The following is a 25278-nucleotide window of genomic DNA, read 5'->3' as shown; positions in this document are numbered from 1 at the left end:
ACCTGCCTTTCGCTTACTTTAATGGTAGTGGAAATTATAAAATAATTCAAAGAAATACATAATATTGAACCGAAAAATAAGTTAGCTTTCGTCTAAGGAGTGAAAAGGGGGGATACGCGTGTTATCAAACGAAGAAATGCATCACTACATGGATCACTATAGCCCTTATTTACTTCAGCTTAGCTTTATGTACGTGAAAAATGAAAGCACCGCCGAAGATATTGTGCAGGACGTATTTATACAGTTTTTTAAAACATTTGAACAATTCGACAGGCGTGCGCATGTGAAAACCTACTTAACGAAAATGACCATTAATAAATGTTACGACTATTTACGTAGCTTTACGTCACGTAAAAATATATGGCTCAAGCTATTAGCGCAAAAAAGTGCGCAAAGCTATGAATTACATAGTGCGATTGAGCAAAGTGAACTGATGCAGCATGTGCTTGCATTACCGCTGAAATACCGTGAAATCATTGTGCTCTATTATTATGAGGATTTATCAACAGTAGAAATCGCAACGCTACTTAGCTTGTCGGATAATACCGTAAAAACGAGACTAAGACGCGCGCGTGAAAAATTAAGGGTACATCTATCAACTGAAGATTGGAGGGGATGGCTACATGAATGACTTTCAAAAAGAGCGTGATAAATTGCTTTCAAAAAGAGGGCTGAGTGATCAACAAAAAAGAGCGGTTATAGAAAAGGTGCGGACAAAAGAGCCCAAAAATAACAAGTGGGCGCCAGCAGTGGCGGTTGTTGGGGTACTAGCGGCAGGTTCGTTTTTATTACTAAGCGATCAAGAGTCCGAGCCATTTGTAACATCTGAAAAGGAGCAAGTACAACCGAGTGAAACGTATGCACAGAGCTTTCTGAACTACAATCATAAACAACAGGCGGAAGTGTTGCATGAAAAACGACATGTCCTCTTACAAAATGATAGCTTTATCATTGTAAAAGATAGTATAGACGGAGAAACACAGTACCATTTAGCATTTGGGCAGTATAATGAGCAACAAAAAACATGGGAACATCAGGATCATATCGTTTTAATCGAAAAATACTTGCCAACGCTTACAAAATTTTCGATTGGTCGAGGACAGTTAGTTGTAGGCGTCATTCGAAATGAACAAGTAGAGGCTATTTCAGTAGGTGATGAAGAAGCGACGATTGTGCAAACAAAAGCGGGGCAAAGACTGTGGTATAGTTTCGAGAATTCCTATTTTAAACCTGTGTATGAAGTGATCAATGGCAAAAAGCAGCGCCTAGCAGGGGAATTTCAAACACGTATTGATTCTGTTGTACCCATCATTGACCCCGTGAACAGCAGCTTACAAACGATTCACTACGAAAAAAATACGATGCATCGTGGCAATGAAGAATATACGCAGTTCCCGGTTATAATCGACCCGTATTATTATGCGCAGGGAAGCTATCAGGTGGGGGATGTCATTGCTTATGAGCAGAACGGGGAGCTACAAATTACCCGTATTTTAGGCACGAACAACAACGATATCCATTTAATAGAAGATACACTTGTTAATAGAGGTAATGTCCAGGAAATCGAAAATCGTTTTTATACGTGGCCAACGTACGATGGGGATACGGGCATTTATAAAGGGTTAGCCAAAGAGTTTGACAAACCAACGCGTGATGAACTACTCGTCATTCCAGACAATTGGGCAAGTGACGGTTATCAGGGAATTATCAAAAAAGAGCAAATTGTCGGCGCGGTGCGTGGCTATGATTTAAAGCAGCTTACACATACATTAACGGCTGACGAATTAATGCTCTTTAAGCAATTACAGCGTAACCGCACAACTATGGATGCGCTCGTAAAAGATGTATCCGTAAATACAGTTGTCAGACTCTATTTATATGCGAACTACGTGGATGACTATGAAGTGATGTATGCCTTACTTGACAAAACAGCCGATGTGCCAACATTTAAACAATGGCAACAGCAAGTGGAAAACACGAGTAAACATCATCTGCTGAAAGATATTTACCAAATGGGCTTAGCGCAACTAACAAAAGACGCGTCCAAATTACGGTTTACTGATCCTGTATCAGAACATATTTTAAGGCAATATAAAGTGTCGCGCACTGATATGGGCTGGAAAGTAATTCATTCATTGGTTAGTGGGAATTAATGTGTTTAACTGATGTCGACCTAACTGAAGACGCCGAAATCTATCAGATTATGAAAGTGTTGATTGCTGATTTTTTACACGGTTATTTAACAAAAAATATAACGAAAGCTATGCATAGTCGTACAGTTACTTTAATTAATGAAAAAAAGAACGAATGCGCTAAGATAATCTAGCGCATTCGCTTTTTTTATACATTTAACATTTGACCAAATACGCCTTGTTGTTCAATTAACTGCTTGCGCGGACCTTGTTCTACGATTTGTCCTTGATTTAAGACGATGACATAATCCACTTTCGCAACCGTGTTTAATCGGTGCGCAATGATGAAGCTTGTACGATTTTGCATCAGTTTTTCAAGCGCGGCTTGGATATGCAGCTCGGTAACCGTATCAATACTACTCGTTGCTTCATCTAGTAATAAAATTTTGGGGTTGGCAACAAACGCACGGGCAATAGACAATAGCTGCTTTTGCCCTTGAGAAATTTGACTGCCATCCCCTGAAAGGACCGTATCATAGCCATCTGGTAGCTTTTCAATAAAGCTATGGGCATTTGCCTTTTTGGCAGCATCGACTATTTCCTCATCTGTCGCATCAAGCTTCCCATAACGAATATTATCTCTAATGGTCATTTCAAATAGAAACGGATCTTGCAAGACAAATGCCATTTGTTCGCGTAAATGAGCCTTTGAAATTTCCTCAATCGGTACTCCATCAAATAAAATACGGCCTTCTGTTTTTTCATATAGCCCGGTTAACAATTGCATAATTGTTGTTTTCCCAGCACCCGTTTGTCCAATAAGGGCAACGGATTGGCCGGCTTCCACATTGAATGAAACCTTTGAAAGAGTAAGGTTTACAGCGTCTTTTTCATATTGGAACGAAACATTGTCAAAACGAACGTCTCCTGATAACATCACTTTGTTACCGTCTACTTTGTCAGTTTCTTCATCTAAAATTAAAAATACACGTTCAGCCCCAGCAAGTGCTGACAATACCGTATTAAATTGGTTCGCTAAGTCGTTTAGCGGACGTGTGAATTGACGCGCATATTCCGTGAAAATAATAATGGTCCCGATGGAAATCTGACCGTAATACGCGAAAATCCCCCCCACACAAGCGACAATCGCAAAGCTTAAACTGTTTAAGGTATTCATCACTTTTGGAATGAAGCCAGAGTAAGTTAAACTCCAAAAGCCAACTGTACGAATGCGGTTATTTTTTTCATCGAACTGACGTAGCATTTCCTGTTCCTGCGAAAAGGCCTTTACGACATGCTGACCTGTAATCGATTCCTCAATCAGGCCGTTCATTTCGCCAATCGCCGCCTGTTGCTGTTTAAATAACAGGCTTGTACGCTTTGTAATCCAGCGCATCCCGTAAAACATAAGGGGAATGATTAGCATCGTGACAAGTGTTAACAGCGGACTCAGCCAAAGCATAACCGCAACCGTACCAGTTAACGTTAAAATACTTGATACAACTTGAATGAAAGCACTATTTAGCGTGGAGCTAATCGTTTCTATATCATTTGTTGCACGGCTCATGAGTTCCCCGTGCTTTCGTTTATCAAAGAAACGTAGCGGTAGCTTAAAGAAATGTTCATAGAGCTGCGTACGAATTCGGTACACGGTTTGCTGAGCAATGCCAACCATCCAATAATTTTGGAAGTAACTCGCTAAGCCGTATAAAAAGTAAATCGCAGCAAGGCCGTACAGCCAATTATCGAGTGTGCTTAGTGAGCCACCATCAATAAACCGGTCAATTAATCGCCCAATAATAAATGGACCAATTAATGCTAACACCGAGCTTGCAACGACTAAGAGTAAAACTAAGATCAGTAAGGACCTTTGTTCTGCGACGAAATCTAATATCCGTTTAATCGTATACGTCCAGTTTTCAGCACGTGCTCCTTTTTTCTTTTTTCCACTCGCCTGTTTTATTTGTTCTTTTGTAATGACACGTTCATAGTTGAAAATTTTCATTATGCAAGCACCTCCTGCTGAGAAGCAACAATTTTTGCGTATAAGTCGTTAGCTTGTAAAAGCTCCTCATGGGTACCAAAGCCGCTTATTTTACCTTCATCGATAAGTAAAATACGATCTGCTGTTTGCGCGGTATGGATTTTTTGCGTCACGACAAGCGTGGTCATCGGTTCTTCGTCGAGCGTTTGCCAAAGTTTTTTCTCCGTATTCACATCAAGTGCGGATGTACTGTCATCTAAAATAAGTAAAGATGATGGCTTTAATAGGGCACGTGCAATGGCTAACCGTTGCTTTTGTCCGCCCGATAAGTTAATACCGCGCTGACCGATCACGGTTTCATATTGCTGCTCAAATGACTCAATGGAATGATGGATTTGCGCTTTTTTTGTAGCGTCCACGATTTCATCTAACGTTGCATCCTGACGCCCCCAGCGCAGATTGTCTAAGATCGACCCTGAAAATAGCAGTGATTGCTGCGGGACATAGGCAATGGATTGACGCAACTGTTGAAGTGGAATATCTTTACTATTTTTTTCGTTAATATAAATCGTTCCGGAAGTTGGCGCGTAAAATCGCTCTACTAGTTGTAAAATGGTCGACTTACCTGAGCCTGTTGCCCCCATAATCGCAATCTTTTCGCCACTTGCAATGTCAAATGACAGATTGTTTAGTGTGTTTTCTGCTGCATTTGGATAGTGGAACGACACATCTTCAAAACGAATTGCAAAGCCTTGTAGTAAAGGTGTCTTCGTTTCTTGAATTTCTTCGGTACCTTCTGAAATAAGTAACACTTCCTCGATACGTTCGGCAGAAGCTTTCGCGCGAGCGTAAGCAATAATAATAAATGAGAAAATCGAGAATGCAGACGTCATTCGGAATGCATAGTTAATAATGGCCGCTAAATCACCGGCTAAAATATCATTTGCACGAATCGCATCGGCCCCAACCCAAATGACAACAAGTAAGCTGACATTCATCACAAATTGTAAAATCGGAAGCGCAATTTCCATCACCCGTGTCGCTTTGATCGTATCGAACTTTAAGCCCTGTGCAACGGTTTGGAAACGACCGGCTTCAAAGTTGCCACGCATATACGCTTTAATTAAACGTACAGCTTGTAAGCCTTCTTGCAACTGGCGATTCACGCCATCTAAGCGATTCTGTACTTGTGCAAATAGCTTAATCCCAATCGAGATCATCCAGATTAAAAACACAACTAAAAACGGAAAGCTGATACATAAAATAAGTGCTAATTTGGCATTGATGATAAATGCCATAATAATTGAACCAATCGCCATCAGTGGTGCTTTCATCGCAATTCGCAGCATCATAAAGACGATGTTCATCGTTTGTGTCACGTCACTTGTGAGACGGGTAACGAGCCCAGAAGTAGGGTAAGTTAAATAAGTAGCCATCGTGAGTGATTGAATTTTACTATACAGTGCTTTACGTAAATCAAAGCCAAAGCTATGTGCAACATGTGAAGAGAAAAAGGAATTAAAAACACCGCTTAAAAATGAAAACAGCGCTAAGACAAACAAACTGCCTCCCCAAAAAGCAACATTATGTAAATTTTCTTCTAGTAAGCCTTTATTAATAATATTGGCCATAAAAAGTGGCTGGATTAAATCACTTGCAAGCTCTAACAACATTAACAAAAATGCAATGAGTGCAGGCCATTTGTAGCGCCGTAGAAATTGTAAAACGGTTTTCATGAAAAAACTCCTTACGTCTGAATAAACTGAATTTTAATTCTATTATGCCAAATCATGTTCGAGAACTCAATGAAAATAGTTCGAGTGCCTAAATAATTTGGTGCACAAAAAAGGGAATGTACAGTTCAGTACATTCCCTAAAACCTTAATCGTGTGCTAATGTTTTCGCGATTTCAGGATTTTTTTCAACTTCGTGTAGCTTGTTAAATGATGCGATGGCCACTTCAACCATTTCATCTTTTGGCTCTTTTGTTGTAAGAAGCTGTAACCATAAACCAGGGTAGCCTAAGAAGCGGAGACCTGGGATATCACGCACGGCGTTCGTTGCTTGTAATACTTCAAATGAAATCCCAATTACAACGGGAATTAATAAAATACGGCTGACTAAACGTACCCAAAGCGGATCGACCGGCACGAAGAAATACGTAAACATGCCGACAATGACTGTGAATAAAATAAAGCTTGAGCCACAGCGGTAATGTAAGCGCGATTGCTTTTGGACATTTTCAACGGTTAAATCTAAGCCTGCTTCATGACAGTTAATGACTTTATGCTCGGCACCGTGGTATTGGAATACGCGCTTAATGAGTGGTGTCATCGCAATAATTTGTAAATAACTTAGTAATAAAATTAATTTAAAGCCTGTTTCAATTAAAATTTGTACTGTTTTACCAGGGAACCATGGCTTTAGAAATTCTGCTAAAAACATCGGTACTAACGTGAACACGAATTTGCTAAATAAAAACGTTAACACACCAATTGCCGCAACGCCTAAAATCATCATTAATTTTGATGGTTCTTCGCCGCTGTTTTCTTCTTCCTCACCCGGATTTACGTCATAGCGGTCCGAAGCGAACTGGAGGTGGCGTGAACCAAAGCCGGCAGACTCAATTAATGCTACGACCCCACGTACAAACGGAATTTTCTTCAGCTTTTGATAGATAGGCTTCTTCTCTTTTTTTACATGGAAATAATCAATCGTATCATCATTTCGACGAATTGCGGTTACCATGTGATCTTGCCCTGTGAACATAACACCTTCTAAAAGCGCCTGTCCACCATATACTGGCGCGTTATTACTCACTTCATGTACACCACTCTCTTTATCTATTTTGTATGAATTGCCTAAGTAGTCTGTCATACAAGTTTCATTTTCATATTGTACTAAATTTTAGAGAAAAGCACTACGCATCGGCATAGGAATTTTTTTCGTTGCCCATACTAGTTGGATGAAAGGGGACGAATTATGCAAAGATTAATTACTGCTTTAGTAGCTGCGCTATTTGTAACACTTGGCTTAAAGGGGCTTCATGCCTTTCACTTCATCAAATGGAATCCAGTACACTTTTTACAAAAGTATGATCAGCTAGATTGGACAACGCTTGCTTGCTGGATGGTGCTGTTTTTCATATTATTTGCTGTGGCCTATTTACTGATGTATCTATTTCAGTTTGCCTTTTTTCAAGCGCCGTTTGTGGTGTCGCTCATTTTTGGAATTGCTGTTGCACTCTTAATCGAATGGCAAGTGCGAAATCTTCCTATTGAATGGCAGTCGATAAAAAAGTTGTCCGTGCCATTTATTGTATTATTACTGATTTCAATGCGCTTTTTATCGGAAACGGCCTATTCGATGCGCAAATGACTATTTCGAGCGCCGAAAGTATTGAAGTCTGAAAACTCTGTGTTAAAATAAAGGTCAGTTATGAAAAAAAGGAGCGCTCCAAAATGAAATTACTCGTTTTAAATGGTCCGAATTTAAATCGTTTAGGTAAGCGCGAACCAGCGATTTACGGTTCTGAAACGCTAGACGATGTTCAATATAAATGCGAAAAATTGGTAGCTGAATTTAATGCTACAGTAGATTTTCGTCAATCGAATCATGAAGGACAGTTAATCGACTGGATTCATGAGGCGGCTGACACACAAGTGAACGGCGTTGTGTTTAACCCTGGCGCGTTCACACATACGAGCATTGCGCTACGTGACGCAATCGCTTCTGTTGATGTGCCAGTAATCGAAGTACATATTTCAAATATTCATGCACGCGAAGCTTTCCGCCATGAATCAAAGCTAGCAGCAGAATGTATCGGTCAAATTTGTGGACTTGGTACATTTGGTTATGAACTTGCATTGCGCAAGTTTTTACAACAATAAAAAGGGGAATACTTATTATGAAATTAGCGAAATTACGTCAAGCATTAATTGACAACCATGTCGATGCAATCTTAATTACAAACGAATACAATCGCCGTTATATGACAGGCTTTACAGGAACTGCGGGCGTTGCCATCGTTTCACAAAACGACGCGGTATTTATTACAGACTTCCGTTATACAGAGCAAGCAGCAGAACAAGTAAAGGATTTCCGTATTGAACAACATAAAGGCACAATCTTTGAAGAAGTAGCAAAACAAGTGGCGTCAATGGGTGTGAAAACACTAGCTTTCGAAAAAGATGCGATGCATTACGGTACGTATGAAGTGTATAAATCGGCTGTAAAAGCTGATTTTGTTCCACTTTCAGGTCTAATTGAAAAAATTCGCTTGATTAAGAGTCAAGAAGAGATTAATATTATTAAGGTTGCATGTGAAATTGCAGACAATGCATTTACACATATTTTAAATTTCATTAAGCCAGGTATTACCGAGCTTGATGTATCGAATGAATTAGAATTTTTCATGCGTAAACAAGGTGCTACAAGCTCATCTTTTGATATTATCGTTGCCAGTGGTTTACGCTCAGCGTTACCTCATGGAGTAGCTACGAAAAAGATCATTGAAACAGGTGATTTTGTAACACTTGATTTTGGTGCTTACTATAATGGTTACATTTCGGATATTACACGTACAGTAGCTGTAGGAAAACCTTCAGAAAAGTTAGTGGAAATGTACAACGCTGTGCTAGAATCACAACTTTTAGCGCTAGAAAAAGTAGGTCCTGGCATGACGGGGGCGGAAGCCGATGCGGTGTCTCGCGATTATTTAAAGTCAAAGGGCTTAGGCGAAGCATTTGGTCACTCTTTAGGTCATGGTATTGGTTTAGAAGTGCATGAAGGTCCTGGACTGAATTTCCGTTCAGAAGTGGTGTTAGAGCCAAATATGACGGTAACAATTGAGCCAGGTGCTTACATTCCTGGCGTGGGCGGCGTTCGAATTGAGGACGATATTTTAATCACAGAAACAGGTAATGAAATCCTAAATCATTCGGATAAAAAATTAATTATTTTATAATTTTGGAGGAAATAACACATGATCTCAGTAAATGATTTCCGTACAGGTTTAACAATTATCGTAGAAGGTAACTTATTCCGCGTATTAGAATTCCAACACGTAAAACCAGGTAAAGGTGCAGCATTCGTACGTTCTAAATTACGTAACTTACGTAATGGTAACGTAACAGAAAAAACATTCCGCGCTGGTGAAAAAGTAGAAAAAGCGATGATCGATAACCGCAAAATGCAATATTTATATGCACAAGGTGACGAGCACGTATTCATGGACATGGAGTCTTATGACCAAACGACATTAAATGAAGTACAAATTAAAGATGAGTTATTATACTTATTAGAAAACATGGAGCTTCACATCCAATCTTACCTAGGTGAGTTAATCGGTATCGAATTACCAAACACAGTAGTTCTTGAAGTTGCTGAAACAGAACCAGGTATTAAAGGTGATACGGCTTCAGGCGGTACGAAACCTGCGAAAATGGAAACGGGCTTATATGTTAACGTACCTTTCTTCGTAAATGAAGGCGACAAATTAATCATCAACACAACTGAAGGTTCTTACGTTTCACGTGCTCAATAATATAAAAACAAAAAAACATGCTGAAGGCAATTGCTTCAGCATGTTTTTTTGTGCCCACAAACTCTCCTACCCGATTTTAAAAGGTTTATCACCGTAACGTCGGGTTGCTTTTTCTAATAAAATTTCACTTGATTGATTGCCGTTTGCGAGGCCCACCAATCATTCGTTTTACACTCGTCATAAAGTGAAGAGCGCGCAATCAAGCGCGAGGCGGCGTTTATTCTTTATCTTGTCATCCCCCACTTTATGGTGATTAACCAAATAAAAGAAGGAATATTTAAAGTAATGTCAAATATTAAGGTGAATATAACAGTGTTACAATAAATCCTTTAATTTATTTCAGAAAATTCAGAAATAGGGGTGTTCATATGGTTGATACGAAACAATCTGCAACATATGTACGAGATCGAAAGACAGTCATTGCATTGACACAAAAGCTGGTACAAATTGAAAGCGTTTTTCGAAATGATGGCAAAGGAAATGAACAGGAAGTAGCAAATTACGTTGCCGAGTATTTACGGAATTTAAATTTAGGCATTGAAGTGCATATGGAAGAGGTAGCGCCAGGTAGACCAAATGTCATTGGCATTATCGATTCAAAAAAGCCTGGTAAAACACTTTTGTTTGAAGGGCATACGGATGTTGTTACGGAAGGAAACCGCGATGCATGGACTTATGACCCGTTTGGCGCTGAAATCATTACGGGACGCATGTATGGTCGTGGGACAAATGATACAAAAGGCAACTTAGCATGCATGATTACAGCTGTACAATCGATATTGCTCGATCAAGAAGAATTTACAGGTAAAATTATTTTATGCATTCCATGTGATGAGGAAGGGCTTATGCTTGGTATTAAGCATTTTATCGCACAAGGCTGGGCAGATGGAGTAGATGGGGCGATTATTTGTGAGCCTGAAGAAAACCAAGTGTGCATTGCACAGCGTGGCGCCATCCGCTTGCGCGTCGATATTTATGGCAAAATGGCACACGGCGCGATTTCATGGAGCGGTATTAACCCGAACTGGCGTATGGCACGCTTTATTACAGAAATGGAGAAGCTAGAAAAGGAAGAGCAAGAGCGTTTAGGAGAGGACCCGTTTCTGAAATGGCCTTCGATTACTCCGACAATTTTACAGGCGCCTGTAATAGGTGATGCTCAAATTAATGTTATACCGGATCAATGTATGACGACGCTAGATATTCGAACTGTTCCGGCACAAAACCATGATGAGCTACTAGCTAAAATTGAAGCGATTATTGCCCGTATGAAAGAATCCGACCCTGACTTTAAAGTGGAACTAACGGTGCTCGATAATCGACCAGCTACATCTACAGAACGAACAAATCCAATCGTTGAAGTAGTGCATCATGCTGTAAAACAAGTGCTACAAAAGGAGCCAATTTATAATGGTGTACCAGGGGCGACAGATGGCACATTTTTACATGTGCACGGAATACCGATTGTAACGATTGGCGCAGGGGATCGTGACATACCACATCAAATAAATGAATATGTAGATATTGAAGAGTTGGCGGAAACAACTGCAATTTATCGAAAAGCGGCATTATTATTTTTGGCAGGTGACGACCAATGAAAATTGCTGTAATCCCAGGAGATGGCATTGGTCCAGAAGTAATGGAACAGGCGCTAACAGTATTGGATACATTGCAGACGCTTGATAAAACCCTTGAAGTGGAGACAATGACGTTTCATTGGGATTCCGTCTATTATTTACAAACAGGGCGTATGATGCCGAAAGATGGTCTGGAAACGCTTGCACAATATGATGCAATCTTATTTGGTGCAATTGGTGATGCACGCGTACCAGACGATGTAACCGTTTGGGAGCTTATTATGCCTATTCGTAAACAGTTTCAGCAATATGTCAACTTCCGACCAGTAAAATCGCTGCCAGGTATTGCTTCACCGCTTGCAACAAAGGAACCAATTGATTTCGTTATTTTCCGTGAAAATACGGAAGGTGAATATTCCAATAGCGGTGGCCGGTTATACGGTGGAACAGAGCGTGAACTAGCGATACAAAATACGGTGATGACGAAAGAAGGCATCGCTAATATTGTGAGTGCTGCATGTGATTATGCGCTGAAATATAAAAAGTCGACGGTAACAAGTGCAACAAAATCGAACGCGGTCACTCATACAATGAAATTTTGGGATGCTATTGTTCAAGAAACGATGAGCCGCTATCCGCAACTGCAACTAAAAAGTTATTATATCGATGCGCTCGTTGCTTACTTTGTAGAACGCCCAGAGGAATTTGAGGTCGTTGTCGCTTCCAATTTATTTGGTGATATTTTATCAGACTTAGGATCGGCCATTATCGGAGGGTTAGGACTTTCTCCGTCTGGTAACATTAATCCGACACGCACGTATCCCTCAATGTTCGAGCCTGTACATGGTTCAGCTCCTGATATTGCTGGGCGTGGCATCGCTAATCCAATTGCTCAAATTTGGTCACTTGCATTGCTGCTTGGGCATGTTGGGCGTCCTGATTTGGAGCAACTTGTTGTGCAAGCGATTGAGCAAGTGTTAGCGCAAAGCGAAGTGAAAACTGCAGATATTGGCGGTACAGCAACGACGCAACAAATGGGCGAAGCAATTTGCATGGCTTTAAAAGGCTGCTATGAAATGAGAGGTGTCTAATATGAAAACTGTAATAGTAACAGGTGCTGCTGGTGGCATGGGTCAAGTAATTGTTCAACAGCTATTAATGGAAAATTATGAAGTAGTCGGACTTGATTTAGCAACAGAGCAGCCACTCGAGCAGCCAAATTTTCATTATAAACAATGTGATGTAACCGATGAGGAAAAGATAACAACAATTGTCGAATCACTTTCGAATGTGTACGGACTTATTAATGTACATGGCTTAGCACAAGCCGCAACACCGATTGAAGAGGTATCAGCTGATTATTGGGATAAATTAATGAACGTCAATGTAAAGAGCTTATTTTTATTAGCAAAAGCAGTTGTTCCGAAAATGAAAGAAGCAAACGATGGTGTCATTATTAATATTGCTTCGATTTCAGCTGTACGCCCTCGACCAGGGCTTCAAGCATATATCGCGTCTAAAGGTGCGGCTGAAAGCTTTTCTAGAGCGATGGCAATTGAATTAGCTCCTTATAATGTGCGCGTCAACACAATTCATCCAGGGCCGGCAAACACGTCTATGCTTGGGCAATTTGCGGCAGTAGGTACTGATGTAGAGCAAGCGAAGGCACAAATTTTTGCTTCCTCGGTTCCGCTCGGTCGATTAATTGAACCGCAAGATATTGCTAATGCAGTGCGCTTTTTATTGCAAGAGCAATCAAACATTATTACGGGAACGACACTTCATGTCGATGGTGGACGCGGCTTATAGAAAGGGTGACAAACGATGGAACATATTCCGATGTGTATAAATGGTAAATGGGTCGAGGGAGAAGAGAAAATAACGGTTTATAACCCCTCCACTGGGAAGCCACTCGTAACAATTGCGAATGCAACGAATGAACAAATTGATGACGCGGTCCGTATAGCAAATGAGGCTTTTGAAAGTGAGGAATGGCGTAGTGTAAAGCCATTCGAGCGTGGCCAAATATTAGTGGAGCTTGCTCAATTTATTCGCCAAAACGCGGAACATTTTGCGCAGTTGGAAAGCTTAGATGTGGGGAAACCATTACAACAAGCACGTGGCGATATTGAAGCGGCAGCACGTTACTTTGAATTTTATGGTGGTGCGGCAGATAAAGTAATGGGTGACACAATTCCGATTGAAGACGGGATTTTCAATGCGGTCGTATTGGAACCCATTGGCGTGACAGTACATATTGTGCCGTGGAATTATCCAATCCAAATTACTTCACGCAGTGTAGCCGCGGCGATTGCGACAGGCAATGCAGTAATTGTTAAGAGCGCTGAAGATACGCCATTAACGACGCATGAGCTAGTGAAATGGTTAAATGCGCGACTACCGAAAGGCATTATTCAGCATGTGACAGGGTTTGGTAAAGATGTAGGGGCTTATTTATCGAGTCACTCAAGCATTCATCAAATAACGTTTACGGGCTCCGTACCTACAGGCATTGCTGTTATGCAAGCAGCAGCTAAAAACATTGTACCTGTAACGTTAGAACTTGGTGGCAAGTCACCGAACATTGTATTTGCAGATGTGAATGAGGAGCTTGCACTTGAGGGGGTTATGCGTGCGATTATTCAAAACGCAGGCCAAACATGTTCAGCAGGTGCACGCTTATTAATTGAAAAATCATACAAAGAAACATTTTGTGCGAAGCTTGTTGAACGCTTTCAGCAAATCCGCATTGGGGCAGGGGAGCAAAATTTAGATATGGGTCCGCTCTTAAATGCGAACCAATTCAAAAAAATTACGGCCTTGTTAGAGCTAGCGCAGCGCGATGGTGAAGTGTTAATTGGCGGCAAAGCTTTACGTGTAGAAAACTATGAGGATGGCTATTATGTGGAGCCCACAATTGTAGATGGACTTGATGTAACGCATCCACTTGCGGTCGAAGAAATTTTTGGTCCTGTATTAACTGTTTTTACATTTGAAACGGTAGAGGAAGCACTACAGCTTGCCAATAGTACAGATTACGGGTTAGTAGCTGGTGTTTGGACACGCGATATTGACGTCGCGCATTTCATGGCAAGTCGTATAAAGGCTGGGCAAGTGTTCATTAATAATTACGGTGCAGCGGGCGGTATTCAAATGCCGTTTGGAGGCTATAAAAAGAGCGGAATCGGACGAGAAAAGGGATTAGTTGCAATACGTAACTATACGCAAATGAAAAATATCGCGATTCGTTACAACGTTCATGGGAGGTAATCGCCGATGACCGAGCACAAAAAAGCTGTATTACAAGTCGCTAATTTATCGATATCGTTTGATTTGGCAAACGGTAAGCAAGCGAATGTTGTCGAAGCGGTTAGCTTTCAAGTATTTGAAGGGGAGACGTTGGCACTTGTAGGCGAATCAGGCAGTGGTAAAAGTGTGACATCGCTTGCCATTATGCGCCTTTTACAAATGCCGCCTGGTCGCATTACATCTGGGGAAATTTTGTTGAATGGCAAAGATTTATTACAAATGAAGCTAGATGATATGAGCAGTGTACGTGGCAATGAAATGTCGATGATATTTCAAGAACCGATGACGTCTCTTGATCCAGTCTTTAAAATTAGTAGTCAGCTAGTTGAAGGAATTCGCCGACATCAACAAGTGGATAAAAAGCAGGCTTTTGCCATCGCATTATTGATGTTAAAGGAAGTGGGCATAGCGAATGCCGAAAAAGTAATTCATGAATATCCGCACCAATTATCAGGGGGGATGAGGCAGCGCGTTATGATTGCGATGGCAATGGCTAACAATCCGAAACTATTATTAGCGGATGAACCTACGACTGCACTCGATGTAACGGTTCAAGCGCAAATTTTACGATTAATGCTGAAAATGAAAGAAGAACACGGTTCATCCATTTTGTTTATTACGCATGATATGGGCGTTGTAGCAGAAACAGCAGATCGGGTGATGATCATGTATGCGGGTCAAATTGTTGAGTCTGGCCCGGTAGAACGAATATTTACTGAACCGAAACATCCTTATACGACGGCACTGCTTCAAACGATGCCATCAATTGCAACGAACGAGCGACGATTGCCTACAATTCCAGGCACCGTACCGTCTCCTTTAAACTTCCCAGCTGGCTGTCGCTTTGCCCCTCGCTGTCAGTATGCGATGGATATTTGTGAGCGCATGATACCTTCTGAAAAAATTTTTGGAGATGGTCAGATGGTGCGTTGTCATTTATATAAAGAAAAGGAAGTGACTGCTTATGACGCGTGAAATATTAATTGAAGTGAAAAATTTGAAAACACATTTTCCTGTAAAACGAAAAAGTTTGAAGGAGGAGAAAAAGGTTGTCAAAGCAGTCGATAATATTTCACTCGTTATTTATAAAGGGGAGACACTCGGTGTAGTAGGAGAATCAGGCTCCGGTAAATCAACGCTTGGGCGTACAATTTTGAAGTTAACAGAGCCGACGAGCGGAGAAATTTATTATCGCAATACGCCTATTACGAAGCTAAAAGGAAGCAAGTTACAAAAATACCGAAACGCGATGCAGATGGTGTTCCAAGATCCGTTTTCATCCCTTAATCCACGCATGCGAGTCGGTGATATATTACAAGAGCCAATGAAGCTTCAATTATCAATGTCAAAAGAGGAGCGGCAAAAGCACGTCTTAACAATTCTTGAAAAAGTAGGTATGCGTGCAGATGCAGCCGATAAGTTTCCGCATGAATTTTCAGGTGGACAGCGGCAACGCATTGGGATTGCAAGAGCACTTGCGATTAATCCAGCGTTTATTATTGGTGATGAGCCTGTTTCGGCACTCGATGTATCGGTTCAATCACAAGTACTGAACTTAATGATGGATTTGCAGGAAGAATTTGATTTAACGTATTTATTTATTTCGCATGATTTAAGTGTCGTGAAGCATATTAGCGACCGAGTAGCAGTCATGTATTTAGGAAATATCGTTGAAATCGGTGAAAAGGAAAACATATTTGCTACACCAAAGCATCCTTACACGAAGGCGTTGCTTCAAGCCATTCCAGTAATAGATTTCACAAAAAAGCGAGAGACAATTCCTTTAAAAGGAGATTTACCTAATCTGATGAATCCGCCAATCGGTTGTGTATTTCATACGCGATGTCCTCATGTAATGCCGCAATGCCAGCAACAGAAGCCGGTTCTTCAAGGTTCAGATGCGCAGCAAGTCGCTTGTTTTTTATACGAGGAGGGAGTAACGGATGTATAACAACATAACCGATGTAGCAGGGATTACAGTCGGGCATGCCGTTGATGAACAGGGTGTGACAGGTTGTACAGTCATTGTAGCGAAGGATGGAGCTGTTTGCGGTGTGGATGTGCGTGGTTCTGCACCAGGTACGCGTGAAACTGATGCGCTTGATCCCATTAACGGAGTAGAAAAAGTACATGCGATTACATTAGCAGGTGGTAGTGCCTTCGGATTGGAAGCAGCTTCAGGTGTGATGAAATATTTGGCGGAACAGCAAATTGGCTTATTTGTTGAGGTGGCAACTATACCCATCGTACCAGGAGCAGTTATTTTTGACTTACTGATTGGTAGCTCGACCGCATTCGCGACAAAAGAAATGGGTTATGAAGCTGCACAAGGTGCCATGACTGGTCCTTTTGACAATGGCAATGTAGGCGTTGGCTATGGCGCGACTGTTGGGAAATTGGCTGGTATCGCACACTTTATGAAAGGGGGATTAGGCTCGAGCTCTATTCAAGGCGAGAATGACTTAGTTGTGGGTGCAATTGTTGCGGTCAATGCTGTTGGAGATGTAAAGGATCCTATAACAAATGAAACAATCGCAGGGAGTCGCAATCATGCGTCGGGGGAATGGCTGGATAGCTGCACTTTACTAAAGCAAAATGCAAACGTCCAAACAACGCCAGGTGCTAATACGACAATTGGTGCTGTTGCCATCAATGCAAAGTTGACAAAAGCAGAAGCGAAAAAGCTTGCACAGCTGACGCATAATGCACTTGCTCATACTATTTACCCAGTGCATACAATGTTTGATGGGGATACGATTTTTGTACTAGGAACAGGAGAAAAGCAATATCCACTTGATTATTTAGGGCAGTTTGCTATTGAAGCAATGGAGCAAGCAATCGTTTGTGCAGTGAAAGGTTCTAAGCGTTTAGCAAATGTTGAGAGTTATGAAAGTATCCGAAAATAGGAGGCATTTCAATGAAAAAATATGCTCTATTGTTTTTAATGGTGTTAGTTGCTGCTGTATTAGCAGCGTGTTCTGATAATACAAACAGTAGCTCTTCAGGGGATGATGCGCAAGAAATTATCGTGCGTGTAAATGATGATCCAGATTTTTTAGATCCACATAAAGCAACTGCGTCGATTTCATTCCAAATGATTTTAAATATGTTTGAAGGATTAATGGCTCCAAATACTGACGGCTCGTTGCGAGAAGCGTTAGCAGAAAAGTATGAAGTATCGGATGATGGGTTAGAGTACACATTTACGATTCGACAAGGTGTGAAATTCCATGATGGTTCAGATTTAACGGTGGATGATGTGAAATATACGTTTGATCGTTTAATGGGTACAAACGGTGGAGAGAAAATGAAAAATAATTTTGATAATGTCGTTTCAACAGAAGTTGTGGACGATAAGACATTTAAATTTACATTAAAAGAGCCGAATTCAAACTTCTTATATGCACTAACAGCATTAACATCAGGTATTGTACCTGCTACAAATGATGGCAAACATAATGAAAACCCAATCGGTACAGGGCCCTTCGCATATGAGAAATATGCTCCAGGTATGAATTTAGTGCTGAAGAAAAATGAAGACTACTGGCGTGACGGTTTACCGTATTTAAATAAAGTAACGTTTAACTTCCAATCAGATGATCAAGCGGCGATTATGGCGTTACTTGCAAATGAAGTTGATTTAACAGGTGTACCTTGGGCGCGTATGGATGAAGTAACGGATGAATTTAATACGACGAAACAGCAAAATAACTCATCGTTAGTTGTTACATTTAATGAAGAGAAAGAACCGTTTAATAATGTGAAAGTACGTCAAGCGATTGCAATGGCGATTAATAAAGACGATATTATAAGCTCTGTATTTAACGGGCAAGCGGTGAAACTTGGCTCAAATATGAGTCCAGCTATGGGTAAATACCATGATGAGAAGCTTGTAGACGTTTGGCAATTTGATGTTGAAAAGGCGAAATCGCTCCTAGCAGAAGCAGGTTATGCGGATGGCTTCTCAACAAAAATTACGGTATCATCTCACAACGCAATATATGGAAACATTGCACAAATTGTCGTTGAAAATTTAAAGGCAATCGGTATTAATGTTGAAATTGAAGTAGTCGAATGGGGTATTTGGTTAGAGCGTGTGTATTTCGGTCGTGACTATGAAATGACGGCTATCGATTTAACAGGTCGCCCATCTGCTTATGAAATTTTAAATGATTACATTTCAACGAACGATGGTGAAAACTTCTTCCGATTCAACAATGCAAACTTTGATAAAGCGATGAGTGAAGTATTACTTGAAACGGATCCAGATAAGCAAGTAGAGTACTTCAAGCAGGCACAAAGCATTTTAACAGAGGAAGCAGCGGCTGTTTATATTGCAGACTACCAAGTAATTTGGGGCACAGATAAAGCGGTATCAGGTTTAAAATCGTATCCATTCTGGTTCCATGATATGTCTGAAGTGAAAATGTCAAATTAAGAAAGGGTTGAAGCGTAATGTACTATTTACTACGCCGCTTCGTCCTCTTAATTGTTACTGTTATTTTTGTATCGTTTATTACATTTGGCGTGTTTCAAATTTTACCTGGAGACCCCGTGTTAACAATGCTTGGCACAGAGGCGGATCCTGCACAAATTGAAAACTTGCGGTCTGAGCTAGGCTTGGACCGCCCGCTATATGTGCAATATTTTGATTGGATGACAGGACTTTTTACAGGGGATTTAGGAAATTCGATTCGGTTTTCAATGCCAGTAATGGATTTAATGCTCGATCGACTACCAGTTACACTTTCATTAGCAACAATTACGCTTTTCATCGTATGTGTCGTGTCACTTCCACTTGGGATGTTTGCTGCACGTCGCCAAAATAAATTAAGTGATTTAACGCTATCAACTGCAACGCAAATTGGGATGGCTATTCCTTCATTTTGGCTAGGGATGATGCTTATTATTTATGTCGCTATGAATGTTGATTTTTTCAAAATTAGTGGCTACATACCTTGGTCCATAAGTATTACAGGGGCTTTAAGCACGTTGTTATTGCCTGCGATTACCATTGCGATTCCACAAATAGCGATTAATTTCCGCTACGTCCGTACGTCGATTTTAGAACAAATCCGCCTTGACTATGTTCGGACAATTCGCAGTAAAGGTATTGTAGAACGCACCGTTATGTACAAGCATGTATTAAAAAATGCAATGATACCGATTTTAACCGTTTTCGGATTAATTACAGCAGAGGTAATGGCAGGAACGATTATTGTTGAGCAGGTATTTTCAATTCCAGGTGTAGGGCAGCTATTAGTGACGGCGATTAATAACCGTGATTTTCCACTCGTACAAGGGATCGTCATGTATATTACGATTGCAGTTGTAACGATTAATTTTATCATTGATATTTTATATTCTGTTATCGATCCACGAATTCGAATTCGCTAAAGGTGGTGAGCAAGGTTGGTTACTAAACTATTGAAAAATTTCAATTTGCTCATCGGCTCGGTTATTGTTGGTGGGTTATTACTAATTATGATTATAAGCTTTTTTTACACGCCTCATGATGTGACGGCAATGAATATTGCACAAAAGTTACTAGCACCGAACGGCACATATTGGTTTGGTACAGATGAATTCGGTCGTGATATTTTTAGTCGGATTATGAAAGGGACACAAACAGCCTTTTTAGTAGGTGTGATAACAGTTTCTATCGGGGTAACATTTGGAGTGTTAATTGGTGGTATTGCCGGTTATTTTGGTGGTTGGACTGACGAAGTATTAAGTCGTATTTTAGATGCGCTTATGGCGTTTCCCGGCATCATTTTAGCATTAATGCTCGTAGCTATCTTTGGTCCTGGTATTGTGAATACGTCTATCGCACTCGGTGTCATTGCGATACCAAGCATCGCTCGTATCGTACGGAGTGGCTTCGTGCAACATCGTGAAGCGGAATATGTATTAGCGGCAAAGTTAATTGGCGCAAAAGCTCCACGCATTATGTTTCGTCATATTTTGCCGAATATTTCCTCTCAAATTATTGTAGCGGCGACGATTACATTTGCTACTGCGATGTTAGCGGAAGCTGCCCTTAGCTATTTAGGACTTGGTGTTCAGCCACCGGATCCTAGTTGGGGGCGAATGCTAAAAGATTCACAGTCTTATTTGACGAGTGCACCATGGTATGTATATGCGCCAGGGATTGCGATTACGTTTATGGTATTAGGGTTATACATGCTAAGTAATGCTGTGCGTGATTTATTAGATCCACGATCAAAACAGTAGTTGTATTATATTTGTAAATTCTCCAGACATTGCTATAATGAACGCATAATAATATTTACATATAGTAAAGGTGGAAATCAGATGACGACAGGTTATACGTTACAGCATAAAATTATTCAAGCCCCAATGGCCGGGATTACGACACCATCATTTGTCGCAGCATGCTGTGAAGCAGGTGCGTTAGGTTCTGTTGGTGCAGGGTATTTAAATGGTGCTGAAACTCAAAAATTTATTCAAGCGGTAAAAGCGCTTACCGATAAGCCTTTTAGCGTGAATTTATTTATACAAGAAGAGCCTCGAATTGACATAGGTGTGCTACAGGATGCGCGTGCAGCATTACAGCCGATTTATGAGGATTTAGGTATTCCTGATACGCAACGGGTTGTTTCAACAGAAGTATTTGAAGGCCAAATCCAAGCGATTTTAGACGAAGGTGTAAAAATTGTTTCCTTTACATTTGGTATCCCATCTGAGGAAGTAATGAATCGTTTAAAAAATGAAGGTGTATTTTTAATCGGCACGGCAACAACGATTGATGAAGCACTTGCCGTACAAGCGGCAGGTTTTGATGCAGTTGTTGTACAGGGAAGCGAAGCCGGGGGACATCGTGGCTCATTTACACAAGAGCTTGTGTTAGTTTCAACAGCTGAGCTTGTGAAAACAGCAAAAGAGCAATTAATAATTCCAATTATTGCAGCTGGTGGCATTATGAACAAAGAGCACGCAGATCATATGTTTACGTTAGGTGCAGATTTTGTCCAAATTGGCACAGCGTTAATGACAACATATGAATGCAAGGCGAGTCAAGTGCATAAAAATGCTATCTTAACATCAGAGCAGGAATCAACAACGCTTTCAAAAGCATTTACAGGTAAATTTGCGCGAGGCATCAAAAATAAATTTACCGAAGAATTAAAGGATGCAAAAGTTGCGCCTTATCCAATTCAACATTATTTAACGTTACATATACGCAAAGAAAGTGCGATTCAAAACAAGCCAGAATATTTATCATTATGGATGGGTGAGAACGGTTATTTAGCAAGAGAAGCATCTGTACAGGATATTATCGATAGTATGCTTTAATCCATTTCTAGAAGCTGTATGAAAAGACGAAACCTTTTCATACAGTTTTTTTGTGCTTAAAAAGCAGACTTTTGCATATAGTTTGTCGTAAAGGAGGCGCGCAAAAATGGAATTACAAGATGTGCTGCGCGTTGCAGGAGTCGGCATCGTCATCGCCCTGTTGCATCTATTTTTTGAACAGCTTGGTAAAAAGGAATTTTCCTATTTTTTATTTTTCGTTGCCTATTTGTACATGACGCTTGAGCTGCTACGTTTCTTAAAGCTATTTTTTCAAGAAATCGCGCTATTTTTCCAATGGTTAATGGCAATTAACTAATGGTCACGCTATTTGCCTCTGTTTTATTGCTCGTGCTGCTGCTATTTATACAGCAATTATTTGACAAGCTTCATCCGATAATTGTTATCATTTTCTTTTTTATTTTGCTGCAATTTATCGTGCGCACGCAATTATTTCCGCTCTGGCAACAGCTAGCGACATTATTTCAAAACGTTCCCTATAGTAAAGGGCTTTTGTATACGGCGCTGTTATTTTTATGTAAAGAAGTCTTTTGCGCATTACTCGAACAATTGGAATATGAAGCATATGCCGTGCTTGTTACACTCTCGGTGCGCTTAACCATTGTAGTGTATTGGGTGAATCAACTCGTTCTACCTTTTCAAACAATACTTCGATTATTGGAAAGGCTGTCGTGATGGAGACGTTTTTGCAACTTTTTGCAACACCACTTCAATCGATTTCGCACTTACTCCTAATGAGCATGGTTTATATCGGGCTCTATTTATTGTTTGTAGCGATCGTACCAAATGAAGCTGCATTAATTGAACAGTTGTTTGTTCTGCTATTTATTGTGAGTTTTGCACAGCCTGTTATTGAGGCGTTTGTTGTACTGTATGAACTCATTTCGCTCTTACAACACTTTTTCGTCGCCGTCATTCCGATTTTGTCACTCATGCTACTGACGATGCAGTCCGTCTTTACATTGCTTGCGTGGAATCCAATTGTGATATTGATTATCCAATTTTTATTATTTGTGGCAACGAAGCTACTTATTCCTTCATTAATTCTGGCGCTACTCCTTGATGTGGCGACAAAAATTTTCCCGGCCATTTCATTTGCCAAAGCTTCGGAGTTAATACGCAGCTCGATTCTTAGCTTTATCATTGCGTCTGTTGTCGCCCTGACTTCTATTCTAACCTTTTCCGGTGCTGCACTTATCCAAATTAACGATGCAGTTAAATCCCCTATAAAAAAGCTGATTGAACAAAATATCCCGCTGATTGGCAATCTAATTGTAGAAGGGCTCTCATTTTTTCAAAAATCACAATCGCTTGTTTCTACTTTTATTGGCGTCTCTTTTTTAGCAGTCGTATTTAGCGCAGCATTTGCACCAGCGGCAATTTTATTAGTACATGCACTTACCTTTAAATTCATTGGAGCCGTCATTGAACCCTTTACCAATGCGAGAATCAGTTCGCTTTTTGATGATGTAGGAAAAACGTTATTCGTAGCTTGTGCCATTAGTGGCTTATTAGGATTTGCGATTGTATTTATTGTCTTGCTGTGTATCTTTTTTACTCAGATGTCCATTGGAGGGAGCTCATAGCGCATGGTTGAATTGTTTTTATTTGTTTTGCTTGGGAGTAGCTTATTAATTTTTGTTGAAGAAAAGGAATGGCAAGCATATGTCAAGTTAGCGTTATATCTTCTTTTGACAACATCGATTGCTTCACTTTTAGCATAAAACAGTGAAGCGCTTCATACATTATGATGAATTAGCTGAAGTAAGGGGGCGTAGTTGCTTACAAATGTGGATAAACCAAAAGCAAGTCGTCCTTTATTTATAGGTGTCATGTTTCTTATTGGGATTGTGATTTTCTTCAGCATGAATTTTTCGCAGCAGACAGATCGGACAGACACGTCAGAACAGCAGCTCGCAAAAATACTAAGTGAAATGGAAGGAGTTGGACAAGTATTCGTCTATTTTCATTATGAACAGCAAAAACAGCAACAATTTTTAGCTGTTACACAACAACAATCAATTACGGGTGTCATGGTTGTGGCACAGGGAGCAAATGATGTGAAGGTGCAGCTGTTATTAAAGAAGACGGTAGGAAACGTACTGCAAATACCAATGCATCGTATTCAAGTCGTGGCGATGCAACCTAAGGAGGAAGCGAAATGAAAGTAAAAAAACGAACAGTCTGGTTCTTAACTTTAGCGAGTTTAGTGGCAGTAATTTCTGTCTATTTTATAGTTGAAGATAAAAATACACCGAATTTACTTGCTATTTTTACGAATAATACGCTGGATGAAGCGGAAATACTAGGAGTAAGTCAGGATGGGTCACAAACCGTAACGTCAGAAAGTGAAATGTTTCAGCAAGTACGTTTAGAGCAAGGTAATAAACGAAGTCAGCTACGCGAGCAATTAACGCAAAAAATCGCTTCTGCCCAGTTAACACCTGAGGAAAAAAATACTGCATTTAATGAAATGGAGGAATTGATTAAATTAGAATCATCAGAAGCAATGTTGGAGATGCTCATTCGATCACTCGGCTATCCGGATGCACTTGTCCGAATTGACGAACAAAAAATCGCGGTCACGGTCATGTCAGATGAAATCGTATCCAAACAGCAAGCAAATGATATTGTCTACATTGTACGCACTGAAATGGATGATAATGTAAATGTAACCGTTAACACCGAGCCTTTTAATTAAAAATTTTCTATAATTATACAATAATTTGTATGTGTTATATAGCAGTTTCGTTGAAAATTCATTGTTTTAACATAGAAATGTTGTGTTTTATACGAATTTTTCTATAAAATAAAAATAAGTATTTCAAAATAGTCGGAAAAATTATAAAATAGTTTTTGTATTCATTATTACTTTTTAAAAGGGAGAGTTAAGAATGTTCAAAGTTCAAGAAATCCGTGAAATTATCAAATTAGTAGACGCGTCTTCAATTGACGAGTTCGTGTACGAAGCAGATGGCGCAAAAGTTAAACTTAAAAAGAAAAATGGCGTTACGGAAGTTGTAGCTCCTAAAAAAGCAGTTGAAGCAGCACCAGCTCCAGTTCAAGCTCCAGTAGCAGCACCAGCAGCACCAAAAGCAGAAGTGGCACCAGCTCCAACAGCAACAGTAGGAGATACAACAGAACTACATAAAATCACATCTCCAATGGTTGGTACATTCTATCAGTCTCCAAACCCTGAATCACCAGCTTTCGTAGCAGTAGGCGATAAAGTAGGCGACGAGTCAATCGTTTGTATCGTAGAAGCAATGAAATTATTCAATGAAATCGAAGCTGAAATTAAAGGCGAAATCGTAGAAATTTTAGTAAAAGATGGCCAATTAGTAGAATATGGTCAACCTTTATTCTTAGTAAAAGCTGAATAATAAGGAGCGCACA

Annotated in this window: 26 protein-coding genes; 23 read left to right on the top strand and 3 right to left on the bottom strand. The window is 40.2% G+C overall.

Annotated features, from left to right (window positions below; translation table 11 throughout):
* Positions 1–118: 118 nt before the first annotated feature.
* Entirely contained in the window at positions 119–631 is a 513-nt protein-coding gene (locus NSQ62_RS13355; protein ID WP_341320628.1) for a sigma-70 family RNA polymerase sigma factor, read from the top strand.
* Complete coding sequence (locus NSQ62_RS13350) at positions 624–2153, top strand: hypothetical protein (protein ID WP_341320627.1); 1530 nt, start codon at positions 624–626, stop codon at positions 2151–2153. Before NSQ62_RS13355 ends, NSQ62_RS13350 begins: the two co-directional genes overlap by 8 nt.
* A gap of 187 nt (positions 2154–2340) precedes the next feature.
* On the opposite strand, the gene NSQ62_RS13345 is transcribed toward NSQ62_RS13350, so the two are convergent.
* From NSQ62_RS13345 to NSQ62_RS13335, 3 genes are all read right to left on the bottom strand, one after another.
* A complete protein-coding gene (locus NSQ62_RS13345) occupies positions 2341–4137 on the bottom strand; it encodes an ABC transporter ATP-binding protein (RefSeq protein WP_341320626.1) in 1797 nt (598 codons plus the stop codon).
* Positions 4137–5852 carry an ABC transporter ATP-binding protein gene (locus tag NSQ62_RS13340; RefSeq protein WP_341320625.1) on the bottom strand — a complete coding sequence of 572 codons (1716 nt, stop codon included), beginning with the start codon at positions 5850–5852 and terminating at the stop codon, positions 4137–4139. The genes NSQ62_RS13345 and NSQ62_RS13340 overlap by 1 nt, the downstream gene beginning before the upstream one ends.
* Positions 5853–5997: 145 nt before the next feature.
* Positions 5998–6885 (bottom strand): DUF1385 domain-containing protein, encoded by an 888-nt coding sequence (locus tag NSQ62_RS13335; protein WP_341323938.1) that lies wholly within the window; start codon positions 6883–6885, stop codon positions 5998–6000.
* Between the two features lie 213 nt (positions 6886–7098).
* Here NSQ62_RS13335 and NSQ62_RS13330 point away from each other — a divergent pair, with 213 nt between their 5' ends.
* The 21 genes from NSQ62_RS13330 to accB all read left to right on the top strand — a co-directional run bounded on the left by NSQ62_RS13330 (position 7099) and on the right by accB (position 25265).
* Positions 7099–7494: a DNA helicase gene (locus NSQ62_RS13330; protein WP_341320624.1), complete on the top strand. Its 396-nt coding sequence runs from the start codon at positions 7099–7101 to the stop codon at positions 7492–7494.
* 83 nt (positions 7495–7577) lie between these two features.
* Complete coding sequence (gene aroQ / locus NSQ62_RS13325) at positions 7578–8006, top strand: type II 3-dehydroquinate dehydratase (protein ID WP_341320623.1); 429 nt, start codon at positions 7578–7580, stop codon at positions 8004–8006.
* A 14-nt stretch (positions 8007–8020) separates the two neighbouring features.
* Complete coding sequence (locus NSQ62_RS13320; protein ID WP_341323937.1) at positions 8021–9082, top strand: Xaa-Pro peptidase family protein; 1062 nt, start codon at positions 8021–8023, stop codon at positions 9080–9082.
* An 18-nt stretch (positions 9083–9100) separates the two neighbouring features.
* On the top strand, positions 9101–9661 hold the full coding sequence (gene efp / locus NSQ62_RS13315) for an elongation factor P (protein WP_341320622.1): 561 nt from the start codon (positions 9101–9103) through the stop codon (positions 9659–9661).
* 368 nt (positions 9662–10029) lie between these two features.
* Complete coding sequence (locus NSQ62_RS13310) at positions 10030–11259, top strand: M20 family metallopeptidase (protein ID WP_341320621.1); 1230 nt, start codon at positions 10030–10032, stop codon at positions 11257–11259.
* Positions 11256–12329: an isocitrate/isopropylmalate family dehydrogenase gene (locus NSQ62_RS13305; protein WP_341320620.1), complete on the top strand. Its 1074-nt coding sequence runs from the start codon at positions 11256–11258 to the stop codon at positions 12327–12329. The genes NSQ62_RS13310 and NSQ62_RS13305 overlap by 4 nt, the downstream gene beginning before the upstream one ends.
* Before the next feature lies 1 nt (position 12330).
* Complete coding sequence (locus NSQ62_RS13300) at positions 12331–13047, top strand: SDR family oxidoreductase (RefSeq protein WP_341320619.1); 717 nt, start codon at positions 12331–12333, stop codon at positions 13045–13047.
* A gap of 15 nt (positions 13048–13062) precedes the next feature.
* Positions 13063–14508 carry an aldehyde dehydrogenase family protein gene (locus NSQ62_RS13295; protein ID WP_341320618.1) on the top strand — a complete coding sequence of 482 codons (1446 nt, stop codon included), beginning with the start codon at positions 13063–13065 and terminating at the stop codon, positions 14506–14508.
* Positions 14509–14514: 6 nt separating this feature from the next.
* On the top strand, positions 14515–15522 hold the full coding sequence (locus tag NSQ62_RS13290) for an ABC transporter ATP-binding protein (protein WP_341320617.1): 1008 nt from the start codon (positions 14515–14517) through the stop codon (positions 15520–15522).
* On the top strand, positions 15512–16498 hold the full coding sequence (locus tag NSQ62_RS13285) for a dipeptide ABC transporter ATP-binding protein (protein ID WP_341320616.1): 987 nt from the start codon (positions 15512–15514) through the stop codon (positions 16496–16498). The genes NSQ62_RS13290 and NSQ62_RS13285 overlap by 11 nt, the downstream gene beginning before the upstream one ends.
* The gene (locus NSQ62_RS13280) at positions 16491–17453 is read left to right on the top strand and encodes a P1 family peptidase (protein WP_341320615.1); all 963 of its coding nucleotides are present in this window, start codon (positions 16491–16493) and stop codon (positions 17451–17453) included. The genes NSQ62_RS13285 and NSQ62_RS13280 overlap by 8 nt, the downstream gene beginning before the upstream one ends.
* Before the next feature lie 11 nt (positions 17454–17464).
* Positions 17465–18985 carry an ABC transporter substrate-binding protein gene (locus NSQ62_RS13275; protein ID WP_341320614.1) on the top strand — a complete coding sequence of 507 codons (1521 nt, stop codon included), beginning with the start codon at positions 17465–17467 and terminating at the stop codon, positions 18983–18985.
* Positions 18986–19002: 17 nt separating this feature from the next.
* Entirely contained in the window at positions 19003–19944 is a 942-nt protein-coding gene (locus NSQ62_RS13270; protein ID WP_341320613.1) for an ABC transporter permease, read from the top strand.
* A 15-nt stretch (positions 19945–19959) separates the two neighbouring features.
* Positions 19960–20781: an ABC transporter permease gene (locus NSQ62_RS13265; RefSeq protein WP_341320612.1), complete on the top strand. Its 822-nt coding sequence runs from the start codon at positions 19960–19962 to the stop codon at positions 20779–20781.
* Between the two features lie 81 nt (positions 20782–20862).
* Entirely contained in the window at positions 20863–21864 is a 1002-nt protein-coding gene (locus NSQ62_RS13260; RefSeq protein ID WP_341320611.1) for a nitronate monooxygenase, read from the top strand.
* 106 nt (positions 21865–21970) lie between these two features.
* Complete coding sequence (locus NSQ62_RS13255) at positions 21971–22180, top strand: stage III sporulation protein AC (RefSeq protein ID WP_341320610.1); 210 nt, start codon at positions 21971–21973, stop codon at positions 22178–22180.
* A 376-nt stretch (positions 22181–22556) separates the two neighbouring features.
* Positions 22557–23468 carry a stage III sporulation protein AE gene (locus NSQ62_RS13250; protein WP_341320609.1) on the top strand — a complete coding sequence of 304 codons (912 nt, stop codon included), beginning with the start codon at positions 22557–22559 and terminating at the stop codon, positions 23466–23468.
* Between the two features lie 3 nt (positions 23469–23471).
* Positions 23472–23606: a hypothetical protein gene (locus tag NSQ62_RS13245; protein ID WP_341320608.1), complete on the top strand. Its 135-nt coding sequence runs from the start codon at positions 23472–23474 to the stop codon at positions 23604–23606.
* 54 nt (positions 23607–23660) lie between these two features.
* Positions 23661–24047 (top strand): hypothetical protein, encoded by a 387-nt coding sequence (locus tag NSQ62_RS13240; RefSeq protein ID WP_341320607.1) that lies wholly within the window; start codon positions 23661–23663, stop codon positions 24045–24047.
* Entirely contained in the window at positions 24044–24583 is a 540-nt protein-coding gene (locus NSQ62_RS13235) for a SpoIIIAH-like family protein (protein WP_341320606.1), read from the top strand. Before NSQ62_RS13240 ends, NSQ62_RS13235 begins: the two co-directional genes overlap by 4 nt.
* Positions 24584–24776: 193 nt before the next feature.
* Complete coding sequence (gene accB / locus NSQ62_RS13230) at positions 24777–25265, top strand: acetyl-CoA carboxylase biotin carboxyl carrier protein (RefSeq protein WP_341320605.1); 489 nt, start codon at positions 24777–24779, stop codon at positions 25263–25265.
* Positions 25266–25278 lie beyond the last annotated feature (13 nt).

Origin of the sequence: Solibacillus sp. FSL H8-0523 (assembly GCF_038051985.1) — a bacterium.
In the GTDB taxonomy this organism is placed as follows: Bacteria; Bacillota; Bacilli; order Bacillales_A; family Planococcaceae; genus Solibacillus.
Note: the sequence above shows the minus strand (reverse complement) of the source record. Positions and strands in the feature narration are given on the sequence as shown.

Bases quoted from the DNA above. Each gene is read 5' to 3' on its own strand.
- NSQ62_RS13350 (WP_341320627.1), top strand. From the start codon at position 624: ATGAATGACTTTCAAAAAGAGCGTGATAAATTGCTTTCAAAAAGAGGG.
- NSQ62_RS13345 (WP_341320626.1), bottom strand. From the start codon at position 4,137: ATGAAAATTTTCAACTATGAACGTGTCATTACAAAAGAACAAATAAAA.
- NSQ62_RS13340 (WP_341320625.1), bottom strand. From the start codon at position 5,852: ATGAAAACCGTTTTACAATTTCTACGGCGCTACAAATGGCCTGCACTC.
- NSQ62_RS13335 (WP_341323938.1), bottom strand. From the start codon at position 6,885: ATGTTCACAGGGCAAGATCACATGGTAACCGCAATTCGTCGAAATGAT.
- NSQ62_RS13330 (WP_341320624.1), top strand. From the start codon at position 7,099: ATGCAAAGATTAATTACTGCTTTAGTAGCTGCGCTATTTGTAACACTT.
- aroQ (WP_341320623.1), top strand. From the start codon at position 7,578: ATGAAATTACTCGTTTTAAATGGTCCGAATTTAAATCGTTTAGGTAAG.
- efp (WP_341320622.1), top strand. From the start codon at position 9,101: ATGATCTCAGTAAATGATTTCCGTACAGGTTTAACAATTATCGTAGAA.
- NSQ62_RS13310 (WP_341320621.1), top strand. From the start codon at position 10,030: ATGGTTGATACGAAACAATCTGCAACATATGTACGAGATCGAAAGACA.
- NSQ62_RS13305 (WP_341320620.1), top strand. From the start codon at position 11,256: ATGAAAATTGCTGTAATCCCAGGAGATGGCATTGGTCCAGAAGTAATG.
- NSQ62_RS13300 (WP_341320619.1), top strand. From the start codon at position 12,331: ATGAAAACTGTAATAGTAACAGGTGCTGCTGGTGGCATGGGTCAAGTA.
- NSQ62_RS13295 (WP_341320618.1), top strand. From the start codon at position 13,063: ATGGAACATATTCCGATGTGTATAAATGGTAAATGGGTCGAGGGAGAA.
- NSQ62_RS13290 (WP_341320617.1), top strand. From the start codon at position 14,515: ATGACCGAGCACAAAAAAGCTGTATTACAAGTCGCTAATTTATCGATA.
- NSQ62_RS13285 (WP_341320616.1), top strand. From the start codon at position 15,512: ATGACGCGTGAAATATTAATTGAAGTGAAAAATTTGAAAACACATTTT.
- NSQ62_RS13280 (WP_341320615.1), top strand. From the start codon at position 16,491: ATGTATAACAACATAACCGATGTAGCAGGGATTACAGTCGGGCATGCC.
- NSQ62_RS13275 (WP_341320614.1), top strand. From the start codon at position 17,465: ATGAAAAAATATGCTCTATTGTTTTTAATGGTGTTAGTTGCTGCTGTA.
- NSQ62_RS13270 (WP_341320613.1), top strand. From the start codon at position 19,003: ATGTACTATTTACTACGCCGCTTCGTCCTCTTAATTGTTACTGTTATT.
- NSQ62_RS13260 (WP_341320611.1), top strand. From the start codon at position 20,863: ATGACGACAGGTTATACGTTACAGCATAAAATTATTCAAGCCCCAATG.
- NSQ62_RS13255 (WP_341320610.1), top strand. From the start codon at position 21,971: ATGGAATTACAAGATGTGCTGCGCGTTGCAGGAGTCGGCATCGTCATC.
- NSQ62_RS13250 (WP_341320609.1), top strand. From the start codon at position 22,557: ATGGAGACGTTTTTGCAACTTTTTGCAACACCACTTCAATCGATTTCG.
- NSQ62_RS13245 (WP_341320608.1), top strand. From the start codon at position 23,472: ATGGTTGAATTGTTTTTATTTGTTTTGCTTGGGAGTAGCTTATTAATT.
- NSQ62_RS13235 (WP_341320606.1), top strand. From the start codon at position 24,044: ATGAAAGTAAAAAAACGAACAGTCTGGTTCTTAACTTTAGCGAGTTTA.
- accB (WP_341320605.1), top strand. From the start codon at position 24,777: ATGTTCAAAGTTCAAGAAATCCGTGAAATTATCAAATTAGTAGACGCG.